General features: G+C 64.1%; 17 protein-coding genes, 3 pseudogenes and 1 riboswitch. Of the genes and pseudogenes, 15 read left to right on the top strand and 5 right to left on the bottom strand.

Going from position 1 to position 19184, the window contains the following annotated elements:
- A pseudogene (locus tag RM532_RS11595) lies at positions 1 to 687 on the bottom strand (transposase); the annotation flags it as partial.
- Positions 688 to 949: 262 nt separating this feature from the next.
- On the opposite strand from RM532_RS11595, the gene RM532_RS11590 reads away from it, so the two are divergent.
- The 11 genes from RM532_RS11590 (at position 950) to RM532_RS11540 (ending at position 6988) form a co-directional block, all read left to right on the top strand.
- A complete protein-coding gene (locus RM532_RS11590; protein WP_311653493.1) occupies positions 950 to 1336 on the top strand; it encodes a VOC family protein in 387 nt (128 codons plus the stop codon).
- Between the two features lie 210 nt (positions 1337 to 1546).
- Positions 1547 to 2062, top strand: a complete 516-nt coding sequence (locus RM532_RS11585) for a hypothetical protein (RefSeq protein ID WP_311653492.1) — start codon at positions 1547 to 1549, stop codon at positions 2060 to 2062.
- A 32-nt stretch (positions 2063 to 2094) separates the two neighbouring features.
- Positions 2095 to 2643, top strand: a complete 549-nt coding sequence (locus tag RM532_RS11580; protein ID WP_311653491.1) for a YdeI/OmpD-associated family protein — start codon at positions 2095 to 2097, stop codon at positions 2641 to 2643.
- Positions 2644 to 2730: 87 nt separating this feature from the next.
- Positions 2731 to 3138: a hypothetical protein gene (locus tag RM532_RS11575; RefSeq protein WP_311653490.1), complete on the top strand. Its 408-nt coding sequence runs from the start codon at positions 2731 to 2733 to the stop codon at positions 3136 to 3138.
- 42 nt (positions 3139 to 3180) lie between these two features.
- Complete coding sequence (locus tag RM532_RS11570; RefSeq protein ID WP_311653489.1) at positions 3181 to 3423, top strand: DUF6868 family protein; 243 nt, start codon at positions 3181 to 3183, stop codon at positions 3421 to 3423.
- A 474-nt stretch (positions 3424 to 3897) separates the two neighbouring features.
- Entirely contained in the window at positions 3898 to 4536 is a 639-nt protein-coding gene (locus RM532_RS11565; RefSeq protein WP_311653488.1) for a glutathione S-transferase family protein, read from the top strand.
- A 119-nt stretch (positions 4537 to 4655) separates the two neighbouring features.
- Complete coding sequence (locus RM532_RS11560) at positions 4656 to 5063, top strand: SRPBCC family protein (protein ID WP_311653487.1); 408 nt, start codon at positions 4656 to 4658, stop codon at positions 5061 to 5063.
- Positions 5064 to 5102: 39 nt separating this feature from the next.
- Entirely contained in the window at positions 5103 to 5885 is a 783-nt protein-coding gene (gene blaOXA, locus RM532_RS11555) for a class D beta-lactamase (RefSeq protein ID WP_423246896.1), read from the top strand.
- 23 nt (positions 5886 to 5908) lie between these two features.
- Entirely contained in the window at positions 5909 to 6163 is a 255-nt protein-coding gene (locus RM532_RS11550) for a DUF202 domain-containing protein (protein ID WP_311653485.1), read from the top strand.
- A 33-nt stretch (positions 6164 to 6196) separates the two neighbouring features.
- Positions 6197 to 6580 (top strand): lysozyme inhibitor LprI family protein, encoded by a 384-nt coding sequence (locus RM532_RS11545; protein WP_311653484.1) that lies wholly within the window; start codon positions 6197 to 6199, stop codon positions 6578 to 6580.
- 84 nt (positions 6581 to 6664) lie between these two features.
- The gene (locus tag RM532_RS11540) at positions 6665 to 6988 is read left to right on the top strand and encodes a DUF1330 domain-containing protein (RefSeq protein ID WP_311653483.1); all 324 of its coding nucleotides are present in this window, start codon (positions 6665 to 6667) and stop codon (positions 6986 to 6988) included.
- Between the two features lie 178 nt (positions 6989 to 7166).
- Here the strand turns inward: RM532_RS11540 and hemH are convergent, their stop codons facing one another.
- Positions 7167 to 8237, bottom strand: a complete 1071-nt coding sequence (hemH, locus tag RM532_RS11535) for a ferrochelatase (RefSeq protein ID WP_311653482.1) — start codon at positions 8235 to 8237, stop codon at positions 7167 to 7169.
- 418 nt (positions 8238 to 8655) lie between these two features.
- Here hemH and RM532_RS11530 point away from each other — a divergent pair, with 418 nt between their 5' ends.
- Positions 8656 to 11262 (top strand): bifunctional diguanylate cyclase/phosphodiesterase, encoded by a 2607-nt coding sequence (locus RM532_RS11530; protein WP_311653481.1) that lies wholly within the window; start codon positions 8656 to 8658, stop codon positions 11260 to 11262.
- Positions 11263 to 11271: 9 nt separating this feature from the next.
- Here RM532_RS11530 and metH read toward each other — a convergent pair.
- The 3 genes and pseudogenes from metH to RM532_RS11515 all read right to left on the bottom strand — a co-directional run.
- Positions 11272 to 13995: pseudogene (gene metH, locus RM532_RS11525) on the bottom strand (methionine synthase); the annotation flags it as partial.
- Between the two features lie 89 nt (positions 13996 to 14084).
- Complete coding sequence (locus RM532_RS11520) at positions 14085 to 14501, bottom strand: GxxExxY protein (RefSeq protein WP_311653479.1); 417 nt, start codon at positions 14499 to 14501, stop codon at positions 14085 to 14087.
- Positions 14502 to 14541: 40 nt separating this feature from the next.
- Positions 14542 to 15576, bottom strand: a pseudogene (locus RM532_RS11515) (homocysteine S-methyltransferase family protein); the annotation flags it as partial.
- 170 nt (positions 15577 to 15746) lie between these two features.
- Positions 15747 to 15971: riboswitch (cobalamin riboswitch) on the top strand.
- A 134-nt stretch (positions 15972 to 16105) separates the two neighbouring features.
- On the opposite strand from RM532_RS11515, the gene cobO reads away from it, so the two are divergent.
- From cobO to RM532_RS11500, 3 genes are read left to right on the top strand one after another with little or no spacing between them, the layout of a single operon-like run.
- Positions 16106 to 16714, top strand: a complete 609-nt coding sequence (cobO, locus tag RM532_RS11510) for a cob(I)yrinic acid a,c-diamide adenosyltransferase (RefSeq protein WP_311653477.1) — start codon at positions 16106 to 16108, stop codon at positions 16712 to 16714.
- Between the two features lie 16 nt (positions 16715 to 16730).
- A complete protein-coding gene (locus tag RM532_RS11505) occupies positions 16731 to 18167 on the top strand; it encodes a cobyric acid synthase (RefSeq protein ID WP_311653476.1) in 1437 nt (478 codons plus the stop codon).
- Entirely contained in the window at positions 18164 to 19177 is a 1014-nt protein-coding gene (locus RM532_RS11500) for a FecCD family ABC transporter permease (RefSeq protein ID WP_311653475.1), read from the top strand. Before RM532_RS11505 ends, RM532_RS11500 begins: the two co-directional genes overlap by 4 nt.
- The last annotated feature ends 7 nt before the right edge of the window (positions 19178 to 19184 follow it).

Below are 19184 nucleotides of genomic sequence, written 5' to 3'. Positions count from 1 at the left end.
TGGCGTCATCAACGATGCCCAGACACTTGATGGCCCGGCCATCGGCGACCCGATCGAATACAAAGTCCATCGACCAGACTTCGTTCGCTCGCGCGGGACGCATCAACGGCTGCCGATCAGCCGTCGGCACCTTCTTGCGTCGTCGACGACGCACTTGCAGGCATTGTTCAGCATAGAGCCGCTCGACACGCTTGTGATTCACGACCCAGCCGGCTTGGCGAAGCTTGAGATAGATCATCGGCGCGCCGTAGCGGCGATAGCGCTGCGCCAGGCGCAGGATCTCGGCGCGTAAACACGCGTTGCGATCCGGTGCCGGCTGATATCGAAATGCGCTTGGACTCATCGCCACCACGGCCAGCGAACGACGTTCGCTCAAGCCGCGCTGACTCATGAACCGCACCAGCTCGCGCCTGGCTGTTGCGGTCACCATTTTTTTCGCAAGGCCTCGCGCGTGACCTCGTTTTCGAGCATCGATTCGGCCAACAGGCGTTTCAAGCGGCCGTTCTCCGCCTCAAGGGCTTTCAGACGCTTGGCGTCCGAGACGTCCATGCCGCCGAACTTGTTTCGCCAGGTGTAATAGCTGGCCTCGGAGAAACCGTGCCGGCGGCACAGCTCTTTAACCGGCGTTCCCGCCTCGGCCTCCTTCAGAAAACCAATGATCTGCTCTTCCGTGTAGCGCTTCTTCATGTCCAATCTCCAGACTTCGGGTGATTGGACTCCAGATCAGCCTGCTACTCAATAGCGGGGGATGGTCGAAGGGGCTGGGGTTCGCAAAGCTCAGCACTTTGGTCAACAAGGAAAACGGTACTGGCTATGAGTTCAAGCAGTGCCAAAATGCATAACAAAGCCAGTCACGGCTACTGCCTTACGGCCTCGCCTGCATTCCGTAGCCGCGCGCTGGCGGCGTTGTTGGGCGGCTAAAAGGGGCTAAGGCAAACGAGGTTCAACGATGGAAGGTACAACCGCTACGCGACTGCTTCCGAACATCTGCACGGACAAGATGGAAAGGACTCGCGATTTCTATATGGAGTTGCTGGGTTTTGTCGTTGGCTTCGAGCACGAGGGCTGGTACATCCAGATGGCGTCGCCCGAAAAGCCGGAACTTCAAATCGGCATCATGCGTCTCGACCATGAGTTCACACCAAGAGCTTTCCAGCATCCGCCACAGGGCGTCATCCTGTCTGTACAGGTCGAGGATGTTGAGGCCACATACGCTGTCGTGAAAGGCCGCGGTTTCGAAGTGGCGAAAGACATATGCGACGAGGAATTCGGGATGAGGCGGTTTATGGTGGCGGATCCGAATGGTCTGCTTGTAAACATGTTCTCGTTCCCATGAACGCGCGCCTATCAGGGGGCTTCACCCAAGGCGGATGACATTCCGGGAGATTATTCGACGCTGGCGCAGCTGTGTGGCCCCGATGGCAATCTCATCACGCTCTCGGTCCTCGGGCAGAATCCGGCTGTCGGCCGGGTGACTTACCATGAGGCATTCGGTGCCAGAGGCTGACAAGAGGCGGGGTCGGGCACCACAACAGAGTGCATTTCAGTGAGTGATGCCATTTCAATCCGTTTCGAATCCCGGCTGCTGGCGCCGCATGAGCGGGTATGGGCATGGATCAGTTCGATCAATGGCATCGCGGCGGAGCTGTGGCCGTTTCTGCGCATGACCTCACCGAAACGCGTGCAGTCCCTGGCCGACGTGCAGGTCGAGCCAGGGGTTCGGCTGTTTCGGAGCTACCTGTTGCTGTTCGGCGTCGTGCCGATTGATTATTCGGATATGACCTTGCTCGAGCTGACACTCGGCATCGGTTTTATCGAGCAATCTCCCATGGGCTCGATGACGCTGTGGCGACACGAGCGGCACATTGCGCCCTGCCCTTCGGCGCCTGATGCGGTGCTGCTGGTCGATCAGCTCACGCTGCAACCGCGCCTGGCGCGGCGGCTTACAGGCTGGTTCGTCCGTCATCTCTTTGCCCATCGACACAAGGTGCTCAGCGACAACCTCGATGGTGCCGAACAAGGCGCGCCGGTGGATGTGTCCGCGTCGCGGCCACGCCGCTGACCTGTGATGTTGGACGTCAACGGTATCCGGACATGGAAACAACTGACGTAGCCACCTTCGAAACCCGATTACTTCGCCCGGCGAAGCCGGGTGAGGATGATTCGTGGGCTTTTATTGTTCTGCCCAGGGCCGCAAGCGACCAGTTGCCCAGACGTGGAAGGACGTCGGTCGAGGGCACCATCAACGGGTACGCATTTAGCGCCACGCTCGATCCCGACGGTCAGCTTGGGCACTGGTTCACGGTGAGCCGGGAGCTGCGCGAGGCTGCCGGGGCGAATATCGGCGATACGGTTACCGTGCGAATCTCGCCGGCCGATCCGGAACCGGAGCCACGGCTGCCCGATGATCTACGGGAAGCGCTGGCGGCTCATCCGGCGGCAAAGGCCTGCTGGGACGCCACAACGACCATTGCACGAGTGGACTGGATTCACTGGATCGAGTCTGCCAAACAGGCCAGCACTCGAGCTCGCCGGGTGGATAGCGCCTGTGACATGCTTGCTTCGGGCAGGAAGCGTGTCTGCTGCTTTGACCAGTCCGGCTTCTACAGCAAGAGCCTTAGTGCCCCCCGGGCCGCGGACTAGCGGCATGACAGGCCAGGCGCGCCACAAGGCGCTGGACCATCACGCGGACCGCGGCCGGCCGGATTCTGCCGCCAGGAGACAGTACCGATGTTTTTCACCCTGCTGATCGTCACCCTGCTCGTTGCCGCCGGCGTGGCCGCGGTGACGGTCTTTCTGTTCAACCGCCCCATCGGCGCGGTGCTTGCCCGGATCGTGTCCGCCGAGCTGTCATCGGCCTGGCACCGCTACATCAAGTTCGCCGCGTTCGTGGTCGGTATTTCGGGCGGGGTTCGGGTGCACCAGCTGGAGCGCTACATAAGCGCCCCGCATGAAGGCGCGCAGATACTGGAGCTGACGCCGGAGCGCTGGACGCTGGAGATCTATCGAACCGTGATCGAGACGCTGCAGAGCATGGCGTGGCTGTTCCTGATCGTGTTTCTCGTCGCGCTGATCGCGTATGTGATCGTGCGCGGTTTCGAACTGCGCCGCCCGCCACAGAATGACAAGTCCGACTGAAATCGGCGCTGGTGCCCGTACCGGGCACCATGGAGGTAAGCCATGACGGTTGACGAGCTGAAAGTGGTACTGCTGTGGAGCACGGTGATCAACTACGGCGTGCTTCTGGTCTGGTTCGCCGCATTCAGCCTGGCCCATGACTGGGTTTACCGGACGCATACCCGCTGGTTCAGGCTTTCCGTGGAAACGTTCGACGCGCTCAATTACATGGGCGTTGCCCTCTACAAGATCGGCATCCTTCTCCTCAACCTGGCGCCGTTGATCGCGCTTTGCCTGATTTCGTAGCTGACGATGCTGGCGCTCCGGCCAACCTGCGAGCACTGCGACACATCGCTACCGCCGCTTTCTGTTCCCGCCGCTGGCAATGGGTTAATAATGGGGTGTGAGCGCAATCCGGCCAGAGAGTAGTTGAAAGTGGCGGACTGAAGTCCGCCCTACGACTGACGCCGGTCGTCTTCTCGCCACTCTGTCGATGGGTTAATAATGGGGCGTTAGCGCGATCCGGCCAGAGAGTAGTTGAAAGTGGCGGACTGAAGTCCGCCCTACGGCTGACGCCGGGCGTCTTCCCGCCACTCTGTCGATGGGTTAATAATGGGGTGTTAGCCCGACCCGGCCAGAGGGCGGTTGAAAGTGGCGGACTGAAGTCCGCCCTACGACAATGCCTTCTGATGTAGGGCCGGCTTTAGCCGGCCTCTCGTTCCGGCCGGTCTGCCAGCGATACAACCGCCTGATAATGGGACTTGCGCAAGGAGACGGTGAATGGCGGACCTGATCCTGACCACCTTCGATTGGGTTCCCGAGATGCCGCGGGGTTATGTGCGCGACCTGCGAGTCCGTTGGGCGCTCGAAGAAGCCCGCTTGCCATACCGCGTTGACAGCGTGCCCTTCCGCGACCGGGATACCGGGCATTACTCGCACCAGCCCTTTGGGCAGGTGCCGTGGCTGACCGACGGAGACATCTCGATCTTCGAAAGCGGCGCGATCCTGCTGTATCTGGGCGAGCGCAGTGATGCGCTGATACCGACCGATGCGCAGGAGCGCCGCGAGGTCATCACATGGCTGTTCGCGGCGCTCAATTCCGTGGAAATGGCAAGCCTGCCCTGGTCCCTGTTCTTCTTCTCCGGTGATACGGCAGACACGCCGGGGCGAAAGTGTCTGGACGGGTTCCTGGCATCCCGGCTCCAGCACCTGGAGTCGGTGCTCACCGGACGCGAGTGGCTGGCCGGCACCTTTTCCGTGGCCGACATTCTGATGGCGGATGTCCTGCGCCTGGTCCATCGGTTCGAGGGACTGGCGGCGTATCCAGTCTGTCGGCGCTATGTCGAGCGCGCCACCTCACGCCCGGCGTTCGTGAAGGCGCACGCGGACCAGCTGGCCCATTTCGCCGCGGCAGACTGAGCCGCCTTGTTCTGGAGACATGTGAAAGCGGCGGACTGAAGTCCGCCCTACAACAATGCATGCTGGTATGGGGTTGGGTTTGCCAGCGATACAACCGCCCAAGATCAAGGATGAGCACAATGAAAATCCGGGTTGAAACTACCGTTGATGCACCTATCGACCAGGTCTGGCGTGCCTATACAACCCCCGACGACATCAAGCAGTGGAACGCGGCCTCCGAGGATTGGCATACGACGGCTGCCTCCGTGGACCTGCGGGAGGGCGGCGCTTTCTGCTCGAGAATGGAGGCCAGGGACGGCAGCATGGGATTCGATTTTTCCGGAACCTATACGCGCATCGTCGAGCACCAGCTGATCGAGTACAGTTTCGGGGATCGCGCCGCGGAGGTCGCGTTTGCCGAAACGCCGCATGGCGTCAGAGTCCAGGTAACGTTCGATAGTGAGCCCGCGCATTCCGTGGAGCAGCAGCGGGAAGGCTGGCAAGCCATTCTCGACAACTTCAATCGGCATGTGGCGGCAAAGCGGTAAGTCAGCCTGCGCAGGAAATTGCATGGCAAGCAGAACAACGTGAAATCGGCGCTTGGCGTAATGCTCATGCTTGTCTCGCTGCAGGCCGTCCCGGCGGGCTGGCAGGAAAGCCCGGCGCTCGGGGCGTTGTTCGACAGCGCCGGCGTGACCGGAACGTTTGTCCTGTATGACGCCGATGTCGGCGGTTTGGTCGGCCACAATGAGCCCCGTGCCCGGACACGCTTCGTGCCGGCCTCGACGTTCAAGATCCCGAACAGCCTGATCGGCCTTTCCGTGGGCGCGGTGGCGAGTGTGGATGTCGTGCTCCCCTACGGCGGCCAGCCGCAGCCCTACCCGGCCTGGGAACGGGACATGGGGCTGCGCGACGCCATCGCGATATCCAATGTGCCGATCTATCAGGCACTGGCGAGACGGATCGGGCTGGAGCGGATGCAGGTCTGGGTGTCGAAACTCGGCTTCGGGAACGAGGACATCGGCACGACGGTCGACCGATTCTGGCTGGACGGTCCGCTCGCGATCAGTGCCGTGGAGCAGACACGGTTCCTGGCCCGACTGGCCCGAGGCGATTTGCCGGTATCCGGGGAAATTCAGGCGAGCGTGCGGGATATCGTCCTGCTGGACGCGGGCGACGACTGGCGGCTGTACGGCAAGACCGGCTGGGAGAACGCGCCGGACCCCGGCGTAGGCTGGTGGGTCGGCTGGGTGGAAAGGGATGACCGCGTATACGCCTTTGCGCTGAACATGGCCATGCAGGAGGGTACCGACCCCGGCGTCCGCACCGAGCTTGGCAGGGCGTGTCTTGAGGCGCTTGGGGTACTCTGACCCACGATGAGCGAGCCGACGCGATGAACGACACCCAACTCAGAGATAACCTGGCGGCGGAACGCACCCGGCTTGCCAACGAGCGGACGCTGCTGGCCTACATCCGCACGGCGCTTGCCCTGGCCGGTGCGGGTGCCATCCTGCTGCATTTCTTTCCCTATCATCCGTGGTTGTGGGCGATTGCCGGGGTTCTGATTGGCGCCGGCGGCTTAGTGACGATGGTCGGGGCCTACCGGTTCGTGACAGTCGGCCGGCGGATTCCGGGTTCACGGGGCTGAGGCGGGCACTTCACCGATGACTGAATGCTGCCGATGAACAACATCCGGATTCTGTTGATTCTCACCGCCCTGCTCATCTCGCCCTCGGGCGCTGCCGTGGATCTGCTGGCCTCGGCGCCGACCCAGGCGGGCATGAACCGCGATGCCTGCGATGAAGCCGAGGCCGCGGCGGCGGCCCTGCAGGCGGAGTACGACGCCCTGCTCGACCGCCACGCCTCCGACCCGCAAACGCAGGCGCTGATCCGCGAGGCCCGCGATGCGTACGAGACATTCCGGCAGGCGCATCTGGCCGCGTTTCGCGCCGCCTCCAAGGGCTCGGTGGCGCCCATGTGCCACTGCATGGCGGCGAGAACACTGGCGGAATCACAGCAGCCGATGGTCGCGGCGTCGCCGGAGGGTGACGTCTGCGCCTGGTAGCGTGATGCCCGGGGTCTGCGCGGTATTCTCGTGCACCTCCCCGCCGCCTCGCGTGGAGTCATTCAACCAAAGAAGGAAATCGGCATGTCCCAGCCCGTTTACGCGCTGAACCTGTTCAACGTCTCCAACCGGGACGAGTACCTGGCCTATTCCCGTCGCTCGGCCAAGGAAGTGGCGGCGCACGGTGGCCGGGTGGTGGCCCTCGGCAAGTACCGCGAATCCGCCGCCGGTGACATCGAGCCACGCTCGGTGATGGTGCTGGTGGAGTGGGAGTCGAAGGAGGCCTTCGAAAGCTACTGCAACGACCCGGCACTCGCCGACCTGCATCCGCACCGCGAAAATGGCACAGACGGTTACATCTGGCACCTGTTCGACAAGCTCGAGGACCTGCGGCCAATTCTGAAGTAGGCACCCTCGCGGCACGTCCGGCTCATGCGGCGCCGCCATGATCCTGCCTGTCTGCCCCGGGCGCGAATGCCGCCGGCCGGCCTGATCGGCCTGATATCGGCAGTCTTTCTCCCCGGACCGCGGGTAGCAATGGACACCGGGCTGACGGCAACGCTGCTGGCGGAACGGCTGGGCGCCGCTACAGCCAGCCGGCCAGTTCCGTTTCCAGCACCTGAACCAGGGCTTCGATATGATCGTCGCGGTCGTTCAGGCAGGGAACATAAGTGAACTGCTCGCCACCGGCCGCCAGGAAGCTGTCGCGGATTTCCTGCTGGATTTCCTCCAGGGTTTCCACACAGTCCGACGAAAACGCCGGTGAGATCACGGCGATGCGCTTGTGTCCGGCCCGGGCCAGTTCGGCCACACGATCCACGGTCGGCGGACCCACCCATTTCTCCGGGCCGAACTGGGACTGGAACGTGGTCTCGACCGTTTCCGCCGGGAATCCCAGGGCATCGCGCAGCAGCCGCGTGGTCTTCTGACACTGGCAGTGGTACGGGTCGCCTTCCAGCAGATACCGCTCCGGCACCCCGTGGTAGCTGGCCACCAGCCGGGTGGGCGGCTGTTCCAGTTCCGCGTAGACGTCACGCACCGAGTTGGCCAGCGCCTGCACGTAGGCCGGATGCTCGAAATAGGCCGGAACAGTGCGAATGGCGGGCTGCCATTTCATCCGCATCAGACTGCGGAACGCCTGGTCGTTGGCGGTGGCGGTGGTGGGTGAGCCGTACTGGGGATAAAGCGGGAAGAACACGATCCGCTCGCAGCCCTGCTCGCGCATGCGTTCGAGCACGCTCGGCGTGGACGGATTGCCGTAGCGCATGCAGAAGTCCACGGCCACCGCGTCGCCGTGACGGGCGGTCAGCTGCTCGCGGACCCGCTCGGTCTGCGCGCGGGTGATGGTCAGCAGCGGGCTTTCGTCCCGTTCGGTGTTCCAGATGCTCTTGTAGGCCTTGCCGGAGGAGAACGGGCGCTTGCTGAGAATGACGAGCTGCAGAAGCGGCTGCCATTTCCAGGCAGCGTAATCCACCACCCGCCGGTCGGACAGGAATTCGCCGAGATACCTGCGCATGGACCAGTAGTCGGTGTCGTCCGGGGTACCCAGATTGGCCAGCACCACGCCGACCCGGGCCGGGGCCACGGCCGGATGATCGGCCGGCGCATGGGCCAGACGGCCGGCGCCGGGCTGATCCTTTTCCATCTTCGAGGTCATGCCTGTCTTTCGCCAGAATGGGCGCCAAGTATACTGACTCAGTAGGATTTTCGATGCGCAACCTAATAGTTCTGGTGGCACACAACCGAGACGCCAGCAAGCCCGGCCGGCGTTCATCGGCCCCGGGCATCGATATCAAGATCACGCGGAAAGGCCTGGCAGACGTTATATGGGCAATTCCGTGCGGGCGGACGACATCATGCCGATAACAGGCGTGGCACCATTGACCTTCAACAGAACGTGAGCCGGGCGCGGCATGACTGTCAGACGGCGGATTTCAGGCTTGCTCCGACGAACTTCAGTTCGCTACGGGCTAACCGGTCTGCTGGTATTCGTCATGCTGGGGTTGACCGGTATCGCTGCCTGGAACAGTTATCGGGCGGAGACGGCGGCAAAGAACCGGATTTTTGATCGACATGTGGCTGAGGTAAAAGCCACGATCAACGACCGCATGGTCGATTACACGCAGGGATTGCGTACCGCGGCCACACTATTCGAGTTGATGCCGCAGGTCAGCTGGCAGACCTGGCATACATTCATGGAAAGCGCCGCCCTGCGCGAATCCTACCCCGGCATTCAGGGCGTGGGTTTCGCCCGGGCTCTTGCGCCGTCGGAGATCGCGGCTTTCGAGCGGCGCGTACGCGCCGACGGCTTTAGCGACTTCCAGGTTCATCCCCGAGACACCGAACGAAGCCTGTACACCGCCATCCAGTTCCTGTCGCCGCTGGACGAGCGTAATCGTCGGGCGCTCGGCTACGACATGCTGTCGGAAGACACTCGCGCGAGTGCCATGCAAACCGCCTGGAACAGCGGACGCGCGACCTTGTCGGGCCCGGTAACGCTGCGCCAGGAGCTGGACCATGATATCCAGGCGGGCACGTTGCTGTATCTGCCCGTTTATGCGGACGAGACCGCGGGCAATGATCGATCCGGATCCAGCGACCGCACGCTGACGGGATTTGTCTATGGTGTCTTCCGGATGGGGGATCTGTTCCATAGCCTGCTGGGATCCCGATTCGATAATCTCCGCATCCGGGTGGTAGATGAAAGCGGAGGCGAGCTTTTCGACTCCCTGCCCGAAGGCCCGACTGGCAATGCGTTGACGCGCACCACGACGATGACTGTCGCCGGTCGCGAATGGCGGATCACACTCGATACTCGATCGGCCTTCGGCCATAACCTGATCGGTGCCCCCTGGCTGGTATTGATCGCCGGGCTGCTGATGACCGCGCTGATCTTCTCCATTGTCTGGAATCTGCTGCGCTCTGAACGCAAGGCATTCGAGCTGGCCGGCAGGCTCAGCCGTGCCTACGCGGACTCGGAGAAGCGCCATCGCGCCATCCTGGAAGCCACCGTGGACGGCATCATTACTGTGGGCAGCGACCATCGAATCAGCAGTTTCAGTGCCGGCGCGGAGCGTATCTTTCAGCGCCCGGCGGCCACCCTGGCGGGCATCGACATGATCACGCTGTTCCCACCCGCCGAACACAAGCGGCTGCGCACCATTGCGAACGATTTCTTCGCCAGCGGCGGGCCGGGTAGTGATGCACTCCGATTCGAAGCCGACGCGGTCGACGCTTATGGGCGAGTATTCCCCGTCAGCATCGCCGTCAACGCGATGAATACCGCCGAGGGGATACAGGCCGTCGCGTTGGTGGCGGATATTTCCGAACGTCGCAAGGCAGAGTCGAGAATTCAGCATCTGGCCCTGCACGACCCCTTAACCGGGCTTGCCAACCGTCGCTTGATGCAGGATCAGCTGGAGCAGGCAGTCCGGGATGCCGAGGCCGCCGCCGACGGCAGACTCGCCGTCATGATGATCGACCTCGACCGACTCAAGCGTATCAACGATGCCCGTGGCCATCATGCCGGCGATGTGCTCCTGCGGCGCGTGGGCGGCCGGCTGCGACAGGCTGTGGACGGGAACGGCCTGGTGGCACGTATGGGCGGGGACGAGTTCGTGGTACTGGTGCCCGATGTTCATGACACGAGGCAGGTTGCCCGACTGGCCGAAGAACTTCTGGCGGCAATCGAACGCCCGCTGATCATTGACGGGGAGCGTTTGTATCCACGTGCCAGCCTCGGCATTGCCCTGTTTCCGGAACATGGTCGCGACCCGGAAACCTTGCTTCGCCATGCCGATGCCGCGATGTACGACGCCAAACGGGCCAGGGCGGATACCTACGTCTGGTTCAGCCAGACACAGACCGACGAAGATGACGGCGACAAGCTTCAACTGGAAAACGACCTGCGCGAGGCGCTGGCGGCGGGCGACCAGCTATTCCTCCGGTTCCAGCCCCAGTTCCGGCTGAGTACGGCGTCACTGATCGGATTCGAGGCGCTGGTGCGCTGGCAGCATCCTACCCATGGCGAACTATCACCCATCGACTTCATTGACCTGGCCGAGGACGCGGGCCTGATCATCGCACTGGGCGACGCGGTAGCGCATCTCGCCTGCCGGGAAATCGCAGCGCTGCGAGCCGATATCGGTTTCGATCTGCCCGTCGGTGTGAATATCTCGCCACGCGAACTGGCGGCCGAGCGATTCGCCGACCGGATCCTGGGCTGTCTGAAGCAGCACGGGCTGCCGGCTTCGATGCTGACGCTGGAAGTCACCGAGAACGTACTCATTGACAGCCCGGCACTTGCGGCCGAAACCCTCGGCCGCCTGCGGCGCCTGGGCGTGCGCATCGCCATCGATGACTTCGGCACCGGCTACGCCAGCCTGTCGTACCTGAACCGGTTCCCGGTGGACGTACTCAAGATCGACAAGCAGTTCGTGCGTGACATCCTGCGGGATCGCAACGACTGCGCCATCGTCAACGCCATCATCGGCATGGCCCACAACCTGGAGCTGGAAGTGGTGGCCGAGGGAGTGGAAAACGCCGAGCAGATGAGCCTGCTCAAGTCCCTGGGCTGCGACACCCTGCAGGGCTACCTGCTCGGCCGCCCCATGCCGGGCAGCGACATCGCCGCGTTCCTGCGCAAGACCGAGCGGATTTCCGCCCAGATCGAGGCGGCCTGAAACCGCCGCCTATTCCGTGGGCTCGTAACCCAGGTTCGGGCCGATCCAGCGTTCCGCGGTTTCCACATCCCAGCCCTTGCGCCTGGCGTAATCCTGCACCTGGTCCTTGGCAACCCGGCCGACCACGAAGTAGCGCGACTCGGGATGGCTGAAGTAGAAGCCCGATACCGCCGCCCCGGGCCACATGGCGCGGGATTCGGTCAGTTCGATGCCGGTGTTGTTTTCCACGTCCAGCAGCTCCCAGATGTCGTCCTTCTGGGTATGCTCCGGGCAGGCCGGATAGCCGGGCGCCGGGCGGATGCCGTCATACTTTTCGGCGATCAGGTCCTCGTTGGGCAGATCTTCGTTGGCGCTGTGGCCCCAGATTTCGGTGCGCACGTGCTTGTGCAGCCATTCCGCGAAGGATTCGGCCAGCCGGTCTGCCAGCGCCTCCACCATGATCGCGCTGTAGTCGTCGTTGGCGGCCTTGAATTCCTCCACCTTGGCGTTGGAACCCAGCCCGGCAGTGACGGCAAAGCCGCCGACCCAGTCCGGCTTGCCGCTGTCCTGCGGCGCGATGAAATCGGCCAGGCAGCGGTTGGGCACGCCCTCGCGATGCTCGGCCTGCTGCCGCAGGTTGTGGATCGTGCGCAGGGTCTGCGACCGGTCGTCGGACAGCACCGCGATATCGTCGTCGTTGACCGTGGCGGCCGGGAAGATACCGGCCACGCCATTGGCGGTAAGCCACTTCTCGTCGACGATCTGCTTGAGCATGGCCTGGGCGTCGTCGAACAGCTTGCGGGCCTCGGGGCCCTTGTTCGGGTCGTTGAGGATGTTGGGATAGCGGCCCTTCATCTCCCAGGACATGAAGAACGGCGTCCAGTCGATGGTCTCGATCAGGATCTCGATCGGGAAATCCTCGAACACGTACATGCCGGACTGGGCGGCGCTGTTCGCACCCGCGGCCGCGACCGCCTCACCCGCTTCCGCCACCGGCTGGCGCCGGGCGTAGTCGGTGGCCTCGGGCAGCACCGGGTGCGGCGGGTCGTAGCTGTCCCAGTCGAGCTTGACCTTGTTGGCGCGGGCATCGGCCAGCGACAGGAATTTCTGCTGACGCTTGCTGGCGTGGCGCTCGCGCACTTCGTCGTATTCCTTCTTGAGCTCTTCCTGCATCGTCTTGCGCGAATCCGGCAGGGCAAGCTTGGAGGCCACCGGCACCGACCGGCTGGCGTCCTTCACCCACACCACGGGCTGATCGTAGGTGGGGTCGATCTTGACCGCGGTGTGGGCGCGTGAGGTGGTCGCCCCGCCGATCATCAGCGGCTGGGTCATGCCGCGGCGCTGCATTTCCTTGGCCACATTGACCATCTCGTCGAGGCTCGGGGTGATCAGGCCGGACAGGCCGATGATGTCGGCCTTTTCCTCTTCCGCCGTATCCAGGATCTTCTGCAGCGGCACCATCACGCCCAGATCAACCACTTCAAAGTTGTTGCACTGGAGCACCACGCCCACGATGTTCTTGCCGATGTCGTGGACGTCGCCCTTGACCGTGGCCATGATGATCTTGCCGTTGTTGCTGCCCTTGTCGGCCTCCGCCTTTTCTTCCTCGATGTAAGGCAGCAGGTGCGCCACCGCCTTCTTCATAACGCGGGCGGACTTCACCACCTGGGGCAGGAACATCTTGCCGGCGCCGAACAGGTCGCCCACCACGTTCATGCCGTCCATCAACGGCCCCTCGATCACGTCCAGCGGTCGGGTGGCGGCCTGGCGGGCTTCCTCGGTGTCGTCGACCACGTAGCTGTCGATGCCCTTGACCAGCGCGTGTTCGAGCCGTTTGTTGACCTCGAACTCGCGCCAGGCCAGGTCTTCCTGGCTGGCCTTTTCCTTGCCGTCGCCCTTGAACTCCTCGGCCATGTCCAGCAGGGCTTCGGTGGCGTTGTCGTTGCGGTTGAGAATGACGTCCTCGACCGCCTCGCGCAGCTTCTCGGGAATCTGGTCGTAGACGTCGAGCTGGCCCGCGTTGACGATGGCCATGTCCAGGCCGGCCGGAATGGCGTGATACAGGAATACCGAGTGCATCGCCCGGCGCACGCCCTCGTTGCCCCGGAACGAGAACGACACGTTCGACAGCCCGCCGGAGACATGCACGCCCGGGCAGGATTCACGCACCCGTTTGGTGGCATTGATGAAGTCCACCGCGTAGTTGTTGTGTTCCTCGATGCCGGTGGCGATGGCGAAGATGTTGAGGTCGAAGATGATGTCGTGCGGCGGGAAGTCCAGCTTCTCGCGCAGCAGCTTGTAGGCCCGCTCGGCGATTTCCACGCGGCGGTCCTCGTCGTCGGCCTGACCTTCTTCGTCGAAGGCCATGATCACCACCGCAGCGCCGTAGTCCAGGCACAGCTGCGCCTTCTCCAGGAAGGCCTCCTCGCCTTCCTTGAGCGAGATCGAGTTGACGATACCCTTGCCCTGGATGCACTGCAGACCGATCTCGATGACCTCCCACTTGGAGGAGTCCACCATCACCGGCACCCGGGCGATATCCGGCTCGCCGGCGATCAGGTTGAGGAAATGCCGCATGGCCTCGGCCGAGTCCAGCATGCCCTCGTCCATGTTGACGTCGATGATCTGGGCGCCGTTCTCGACCTGCAGACGGGCGACTTCCAGCGCCTCGTCGTAGCGATCTTCCTTGATCAGCCGGCGGAACTTGGCACTACCGGTGACGTTGGTCCGTTCACCGACGTTGACGAATATATTGTTCGCTTTCATAAGACTTTATTTATCCGAAGATTCGGGAATTTCCAGGAAAGACGCGTAACCGCAGATTTCGCAGATTGACGCAGATTTCAGGTGCGCTCGTCCGGAGGGCGCGGCCTCGACAGGACAAGGCGTTTATATTGCAGGCTGGGCTCACCGAAGTTGATCAGCAGTGCGCGTCGAATGCCGGTAGCCTGCAAATAGTTGATCACCTGCGCCTGCTCGTTCCGGGTTATGCGTTCAATTGCCTTGATCTCGACAATGACCTCGTTGTAGCAGATGAAGTCGGCTCGGTACGAGCACGCCAGCGGTTGCCCCTTGTAACGAATGTCGAGCCGGCACTCTTGCTGACAGGGAATATCACGGGCCTCGAATTCCAGAGCCATGGCTTCCTGGTAGACAGCCTCCAGGAAGCCCGGCCCCAGGACTCGGTGCACTTCCATGGCAGCACCGAGAATCGCGTATGTCTGCGGGTCCCTGCGTTCCTCCAAAACAATCTGCGCCAATCTGCGAAATCTGCGGTTGCCTCTTCTAGCTTCAGGCAGCCGAGATCGTAAAAGGCTCCAGCCCCGACAGCCGCATGGCCGGCTTGATGTCCGGTATCTGGCGCGGGGTGGCGCCGGCCACGGCTTCGGCGATGGCGCCGATGTGTTCGGGGGTCGAGCCGCAGCAGCCGCCGGCGATGTTGAGCAGACCGGATTCGGCCCATTCGCCGATGTGCTTGGCCATCTCGTCCGGCGCCAGGTCGTACTCGCCGAATTCGTTGGGCAGACCGGCGTTCGGATAGGCGTGGATATAGCAGGTGGCGATGCGGGACAGCTCGGCCACGTATTCGCGCAGCGCATCCGGCCCCAGGGCGCAGTTCAGGCCCATGGTCATCGGCCGTCCGTGGGCCACCGAGTTGTAGAAGGCTTCCGTGGTCTGGCCGGACAATGTGCGCCCGGAGGCGTCCGTGATGGTGCCGGAGATCATCAGCGGCACGTCCTCGCCACGCTCGCGCATGAGCTTGCGGAAGGCATAGACCGCCGCCTTGGCATTGAGGGTGTCGAAGATGGTCTCCATCAGGATGATGTCGACGCCGCTGTCGAGCAGCGCCTCGGTCGCTTCGCCGTACGCCTGGGCCAGCTCCAGGAAACTGGTGTTTCGCTTGCCGGGGTCATTCACGTCCGGCGATATCGAGGCGGTCTTGTTGGTGGGCCCGATAACCCCGGCAACCCAGCGCGGCCGGTCCGCGGTGCTGTATTCGTCGGCCACTTCGCGCGCAAGCGCGGCGCTGGCCTGGTTCATTTCCGCCGCCAGCGACTCCATCGAGTAATCCGCCTGGGCGATGGTAGTGGCCGAGAAGGTGTTCGTGGTGATGATGTCCGCGCCCTGCTCGGCATACTGCGCGTGGATATCCCGGATCAGGTCCGGCTTGGACAGGGTGAGCAGATCGTTGTTGCCCTTGAGATCACTGTCCCAGTCGGCAAATCGCTTGCCGCGGTAGTCGTTCTCGTCCGGATCGTGGTTCTGGATCATGGTGCCCATGGCACCGTCGATCACCAGAATGCGTTCGGCCAGTGCCGCCTTGACGTCGCTCATGACTGTTCTGCTGTCGAAACGTATCCATCGGATTATATCCGCTTATGCGGATAGGCGAAAAATTCGGCTGACGGCCGGTGCAATGGAAAAGCGGCGCCGATCCGGTCATGACGGGCGGTTCCGGCCGTCTTGAGGGGTCGCCCCAAGTTGACCCGGTGACGCAGCGCGCCTACTGTTCGCGCCCTACAGGTGCGCTGCCGCCAATGGCGGCGGCGTGAAACGGGAAGCCGGTGCGTCGCGGTATCGAGACCGCAGCCAGTCCGGCGCTGCCCCCGCAACGGTAGGCGAGTGACGGGCATCTGCAATCGCCACTGGGCCCGACGGCCCGGGAAGGCGCAGGCCCCGGCGAACAGCCGCTCGCAAGCCCGGAGACCGGCCTGTGATGATCGATTCTGGCGCTGCGGTGGGCGGCGGTCCGGCTGGCTGTATCCGGGCGCCCCCTGCCCGCCCGGCCAACCTGTCCCCGGCCTTCCCCGCCTGAACGGTGCACAACCGGTGCGCCGGCAACACGACGGACAAGGTGGACCCGATGGACACGGACGACAGAACCCGCCGGCACAATGCCGCGATGGAAAAACAGAAGGCCCGGGTGGACGCCAGCATCGAAGCCGCCGATACCGAGCGCGGCGTGCTGGTGCTGCTCACCGGCAATGGCAAGGGCAAGTCCAGTTCCGCCTTCGGCATGGTCATGCGGGCGCTCGGCTACGGGCAGCGAGTGGGCGTGATCCAGTTCATCAAGGGCGTGCAGCTTTCCGGCGAGGAGTTATATCTGCAACAGCACTGCCCGCAGGTGGATTTCCACCAGATGGGGACCGGCTTCACCTGGGACACCCAGGATCGCAGCGGCGACATTGCCGCCGCGCAGGCAACCTGGGCCCTGGCCGAGCCGATGCTCGCCGATCCGGCCTATGATCTGGTGGTGCTGGATGAACTGACCTACATGCTGGGTTACGACTATCTCGACGCCACACGGGTCCTCGATGCGATCGCCAACCGGCCGCCGGCACAGTCGGTGGTCGTGACCGGGCGTGGTGGCGGCCGCGAACTGCGGGAACTGGCCGATACCGTGTCCGAGGTAAAGGATGTCCGGCACGCCTTCGCCAGCGGCATCAAGGCCCGCCGCGGCGTGGACTACTGATCGGCCGCGATCCCGGATGACCGCGACCACACTCATGGTGCAGGGCACCGCCAGCGATGCGGGCAAATCCACGCTGGTGGCCGGTCTGGGCCGGGCCTGGCGCCGGCGCGGGGTCGCGGTGGCCCCGTTCAAGCCGCAGAACATGGCGCTGAACAGCGCGGTGGCGGCCGACGGCGGCGAAATCGCCCGGGCCCAGGCGGTGCAGGCCCAGGCCTGCGGGGTCGAACCCACCATCGACATGAGCCCGGTGCTGATCAAGCCGGCCAGCGACACCGACGCCCAGGTGATCATCCACGGCAGGCCGGTCGGCGACATGTCGGCGGCCGGTTATCAGGCCTACAAGCGCACCGCCATGAACGCCGTGCTCGAATCGCATCGGCGTCTGCGCGAGCGGTTCGACCGGGTACTGGTGGAAGGCGCCGGCAGCCCTGCCGAGATCAACCTGCGTGACAACGACATCGCCAACATGGGCTTCGCCGAGGCGGCGGACTGCCCGGTGCTGCTGGTGGCCGACATCGACAAGGGCGGCGTGTTCGCGCAGATCGTGGGCACGCTGGAACTGGTATCGGCCTCCGAGCGCGACCGGATCATCGGGTTCGTGATCAACCGCTTCCGCGGCGACATCGCCCTGCTCCAGCCCGGCCTGGACTGGCTCGAGGCCCGCACCGGCAAGCCGGTGTTCGGCGTACTGCCCTATCTGCAGGGGCTGCATCTCGAAGCCGAGGACGCCATCAGCAGCGAGCAGCGCCTGACGTCGGACGCGCCGCTGAACGTGCAGGTGCCGGTGCTGCCGCGCATCAGCAATCACACGGATCTCGACGCCCTGCGGCTGCATCCCGGGGTAAATCTGCAATGGGTCGGCCCCGGGGACGAACCCGGCCCGGCCGATCTCATCATCCTGCCCGGCAGCAAGAACGTGCGTGCCGACCTGACCTGGCTGCGCGACAACGGCTGGGAGACCCGGATCCGGCGCCATCTGCGCTACGGCGGCAAGCTGCTGGGCATCTGCGGCGGTTATCAGATGCTGGGACGACACGTGGCCGATCCGCGCGGCGTCGAGGGCCAGGCCGGCAGTACCACCGGACTGGGGCTGCTGGCGATGGCGACCGAGCTCGGCGAGGAAAAACGCCTGCAGAACGTCACCGGCGAACTCGTCGCCGGCGGCGCGGTGTGCGGCTATCGCATCCACTGCGGCCATACCGAGGGCGAGGCGCTGGCCAATCCGTTCCTGCAGCTGGCTGACGGACCCGATGGCGCGGTGTCGGCCGACGGACAGATCGCTGGCACCTATCTGCACGGCCTGTTCGACACTGCCACAGGCTGCGATGCCCTGCTGGCCTGGGCCGGCCTGCCCGCGGCGGGCTCGGCCGCCCAGCACGACATCCGCGAAGCCGAACTCGAACGCCTGGCCGATGCGGTCGAGGCTGCCATCGACCTGGACCGGCTGCCATGAATGCACGGCGGCTGACTGTCACGCTGGCGGTGCTGCTGCCGGTCAGCCTGCTGACGGCGGTCATGGTGGGCGCGGTATCGCTGCCAGCGGGCGGTGTCCTGCGCACGTTGCTCGGAATCGGGCCGGGTGACGACAGCCAGACCGCCATGATCGTCGAGGCCATCCGCCTGCCGCGGGCGCTGCTCACCGCACTGGTGGGCGCCCTGCTGGCGATCTGCGGCGCGGCCATGCAGGGGCTGTTTCGGAACCCGCTGGCCGATCCGTCGCTGATCGGGGTGACGGCAGGCGCCTCGGTCGGGGCCAGTCTGATGATCGTGTTCAGCGGCACGCTGGCGGGCATCGCCGGACTGTCGCTGATCTCGCTGGGCGCGTTCGCCGGCGGGGCCGGCGCGGTGGCGCTGGTCTACCGGCTGGCCACCGGGCCCGGCGGCACATCGGTGGCCACCATGCTGCTGGCCGGTATCGCCATCGCCGCCCTGGCCGGTAGCGCCGGCGGTCTGCTGGAGTTCTACGCCAGTAACGAGATGCTGCGCCGGATCAGCCTGTGGCGAATGGGCGGGCTCGAAGGCGCCAACTGGTTGCGGGTGGGCATTGTGGGCGTCATCGCCGCCCTGGTTCTGACATTGCTCCCGGCCCAGGCCAGGGCCCTGAACGCCCTGTTGCTGGGGGAATCCGAAGCCCGCCATCTGGGCATTCCGGTGAACGCGGTCAAGCGGAGGCTGATTCTGATGACCGCCGCGGGGGTCGGCGTATCCGTGGCGGTGGCCGGAGCGATCACGTTCGTGGGCCTGGTGGTACCGCACATCGTGCGCATGCTCATCGGGCCGGACCACCGCTGGCTGCTGCCGGCCTCGGCCATGGCCGGGGCGGTACTGCTGCTGTGGGCGGATATCCTGGCCCGTACGCTGGTCGCCCCGACCGAGCTGCCCGTGGGTCTGCTCACCGCTCTGCTTGGCGCGCCCTTCTTCATCTCGCTGCTGCGCCATCGGCACGAATACGGCATGGCCTGATACCGGG

The sequence above is a fragment of the Spectribacter hydrogenoxidans genome, from assembly GCF_031846275.1.
Taxonomy (GTDB): domain Bacteria; phylum Pseudomonadota; class Gammaproteobacteria; order Nevskiales; family Salinisphaeraceae; genus Spectribacter; species Spectribacter hydrogenoxidans.
The sequence above is the reverse complement of the archived record's forward strand: the minus strand, read 5'-3'. Positions and strand labels throughout refer to the sequence as shown.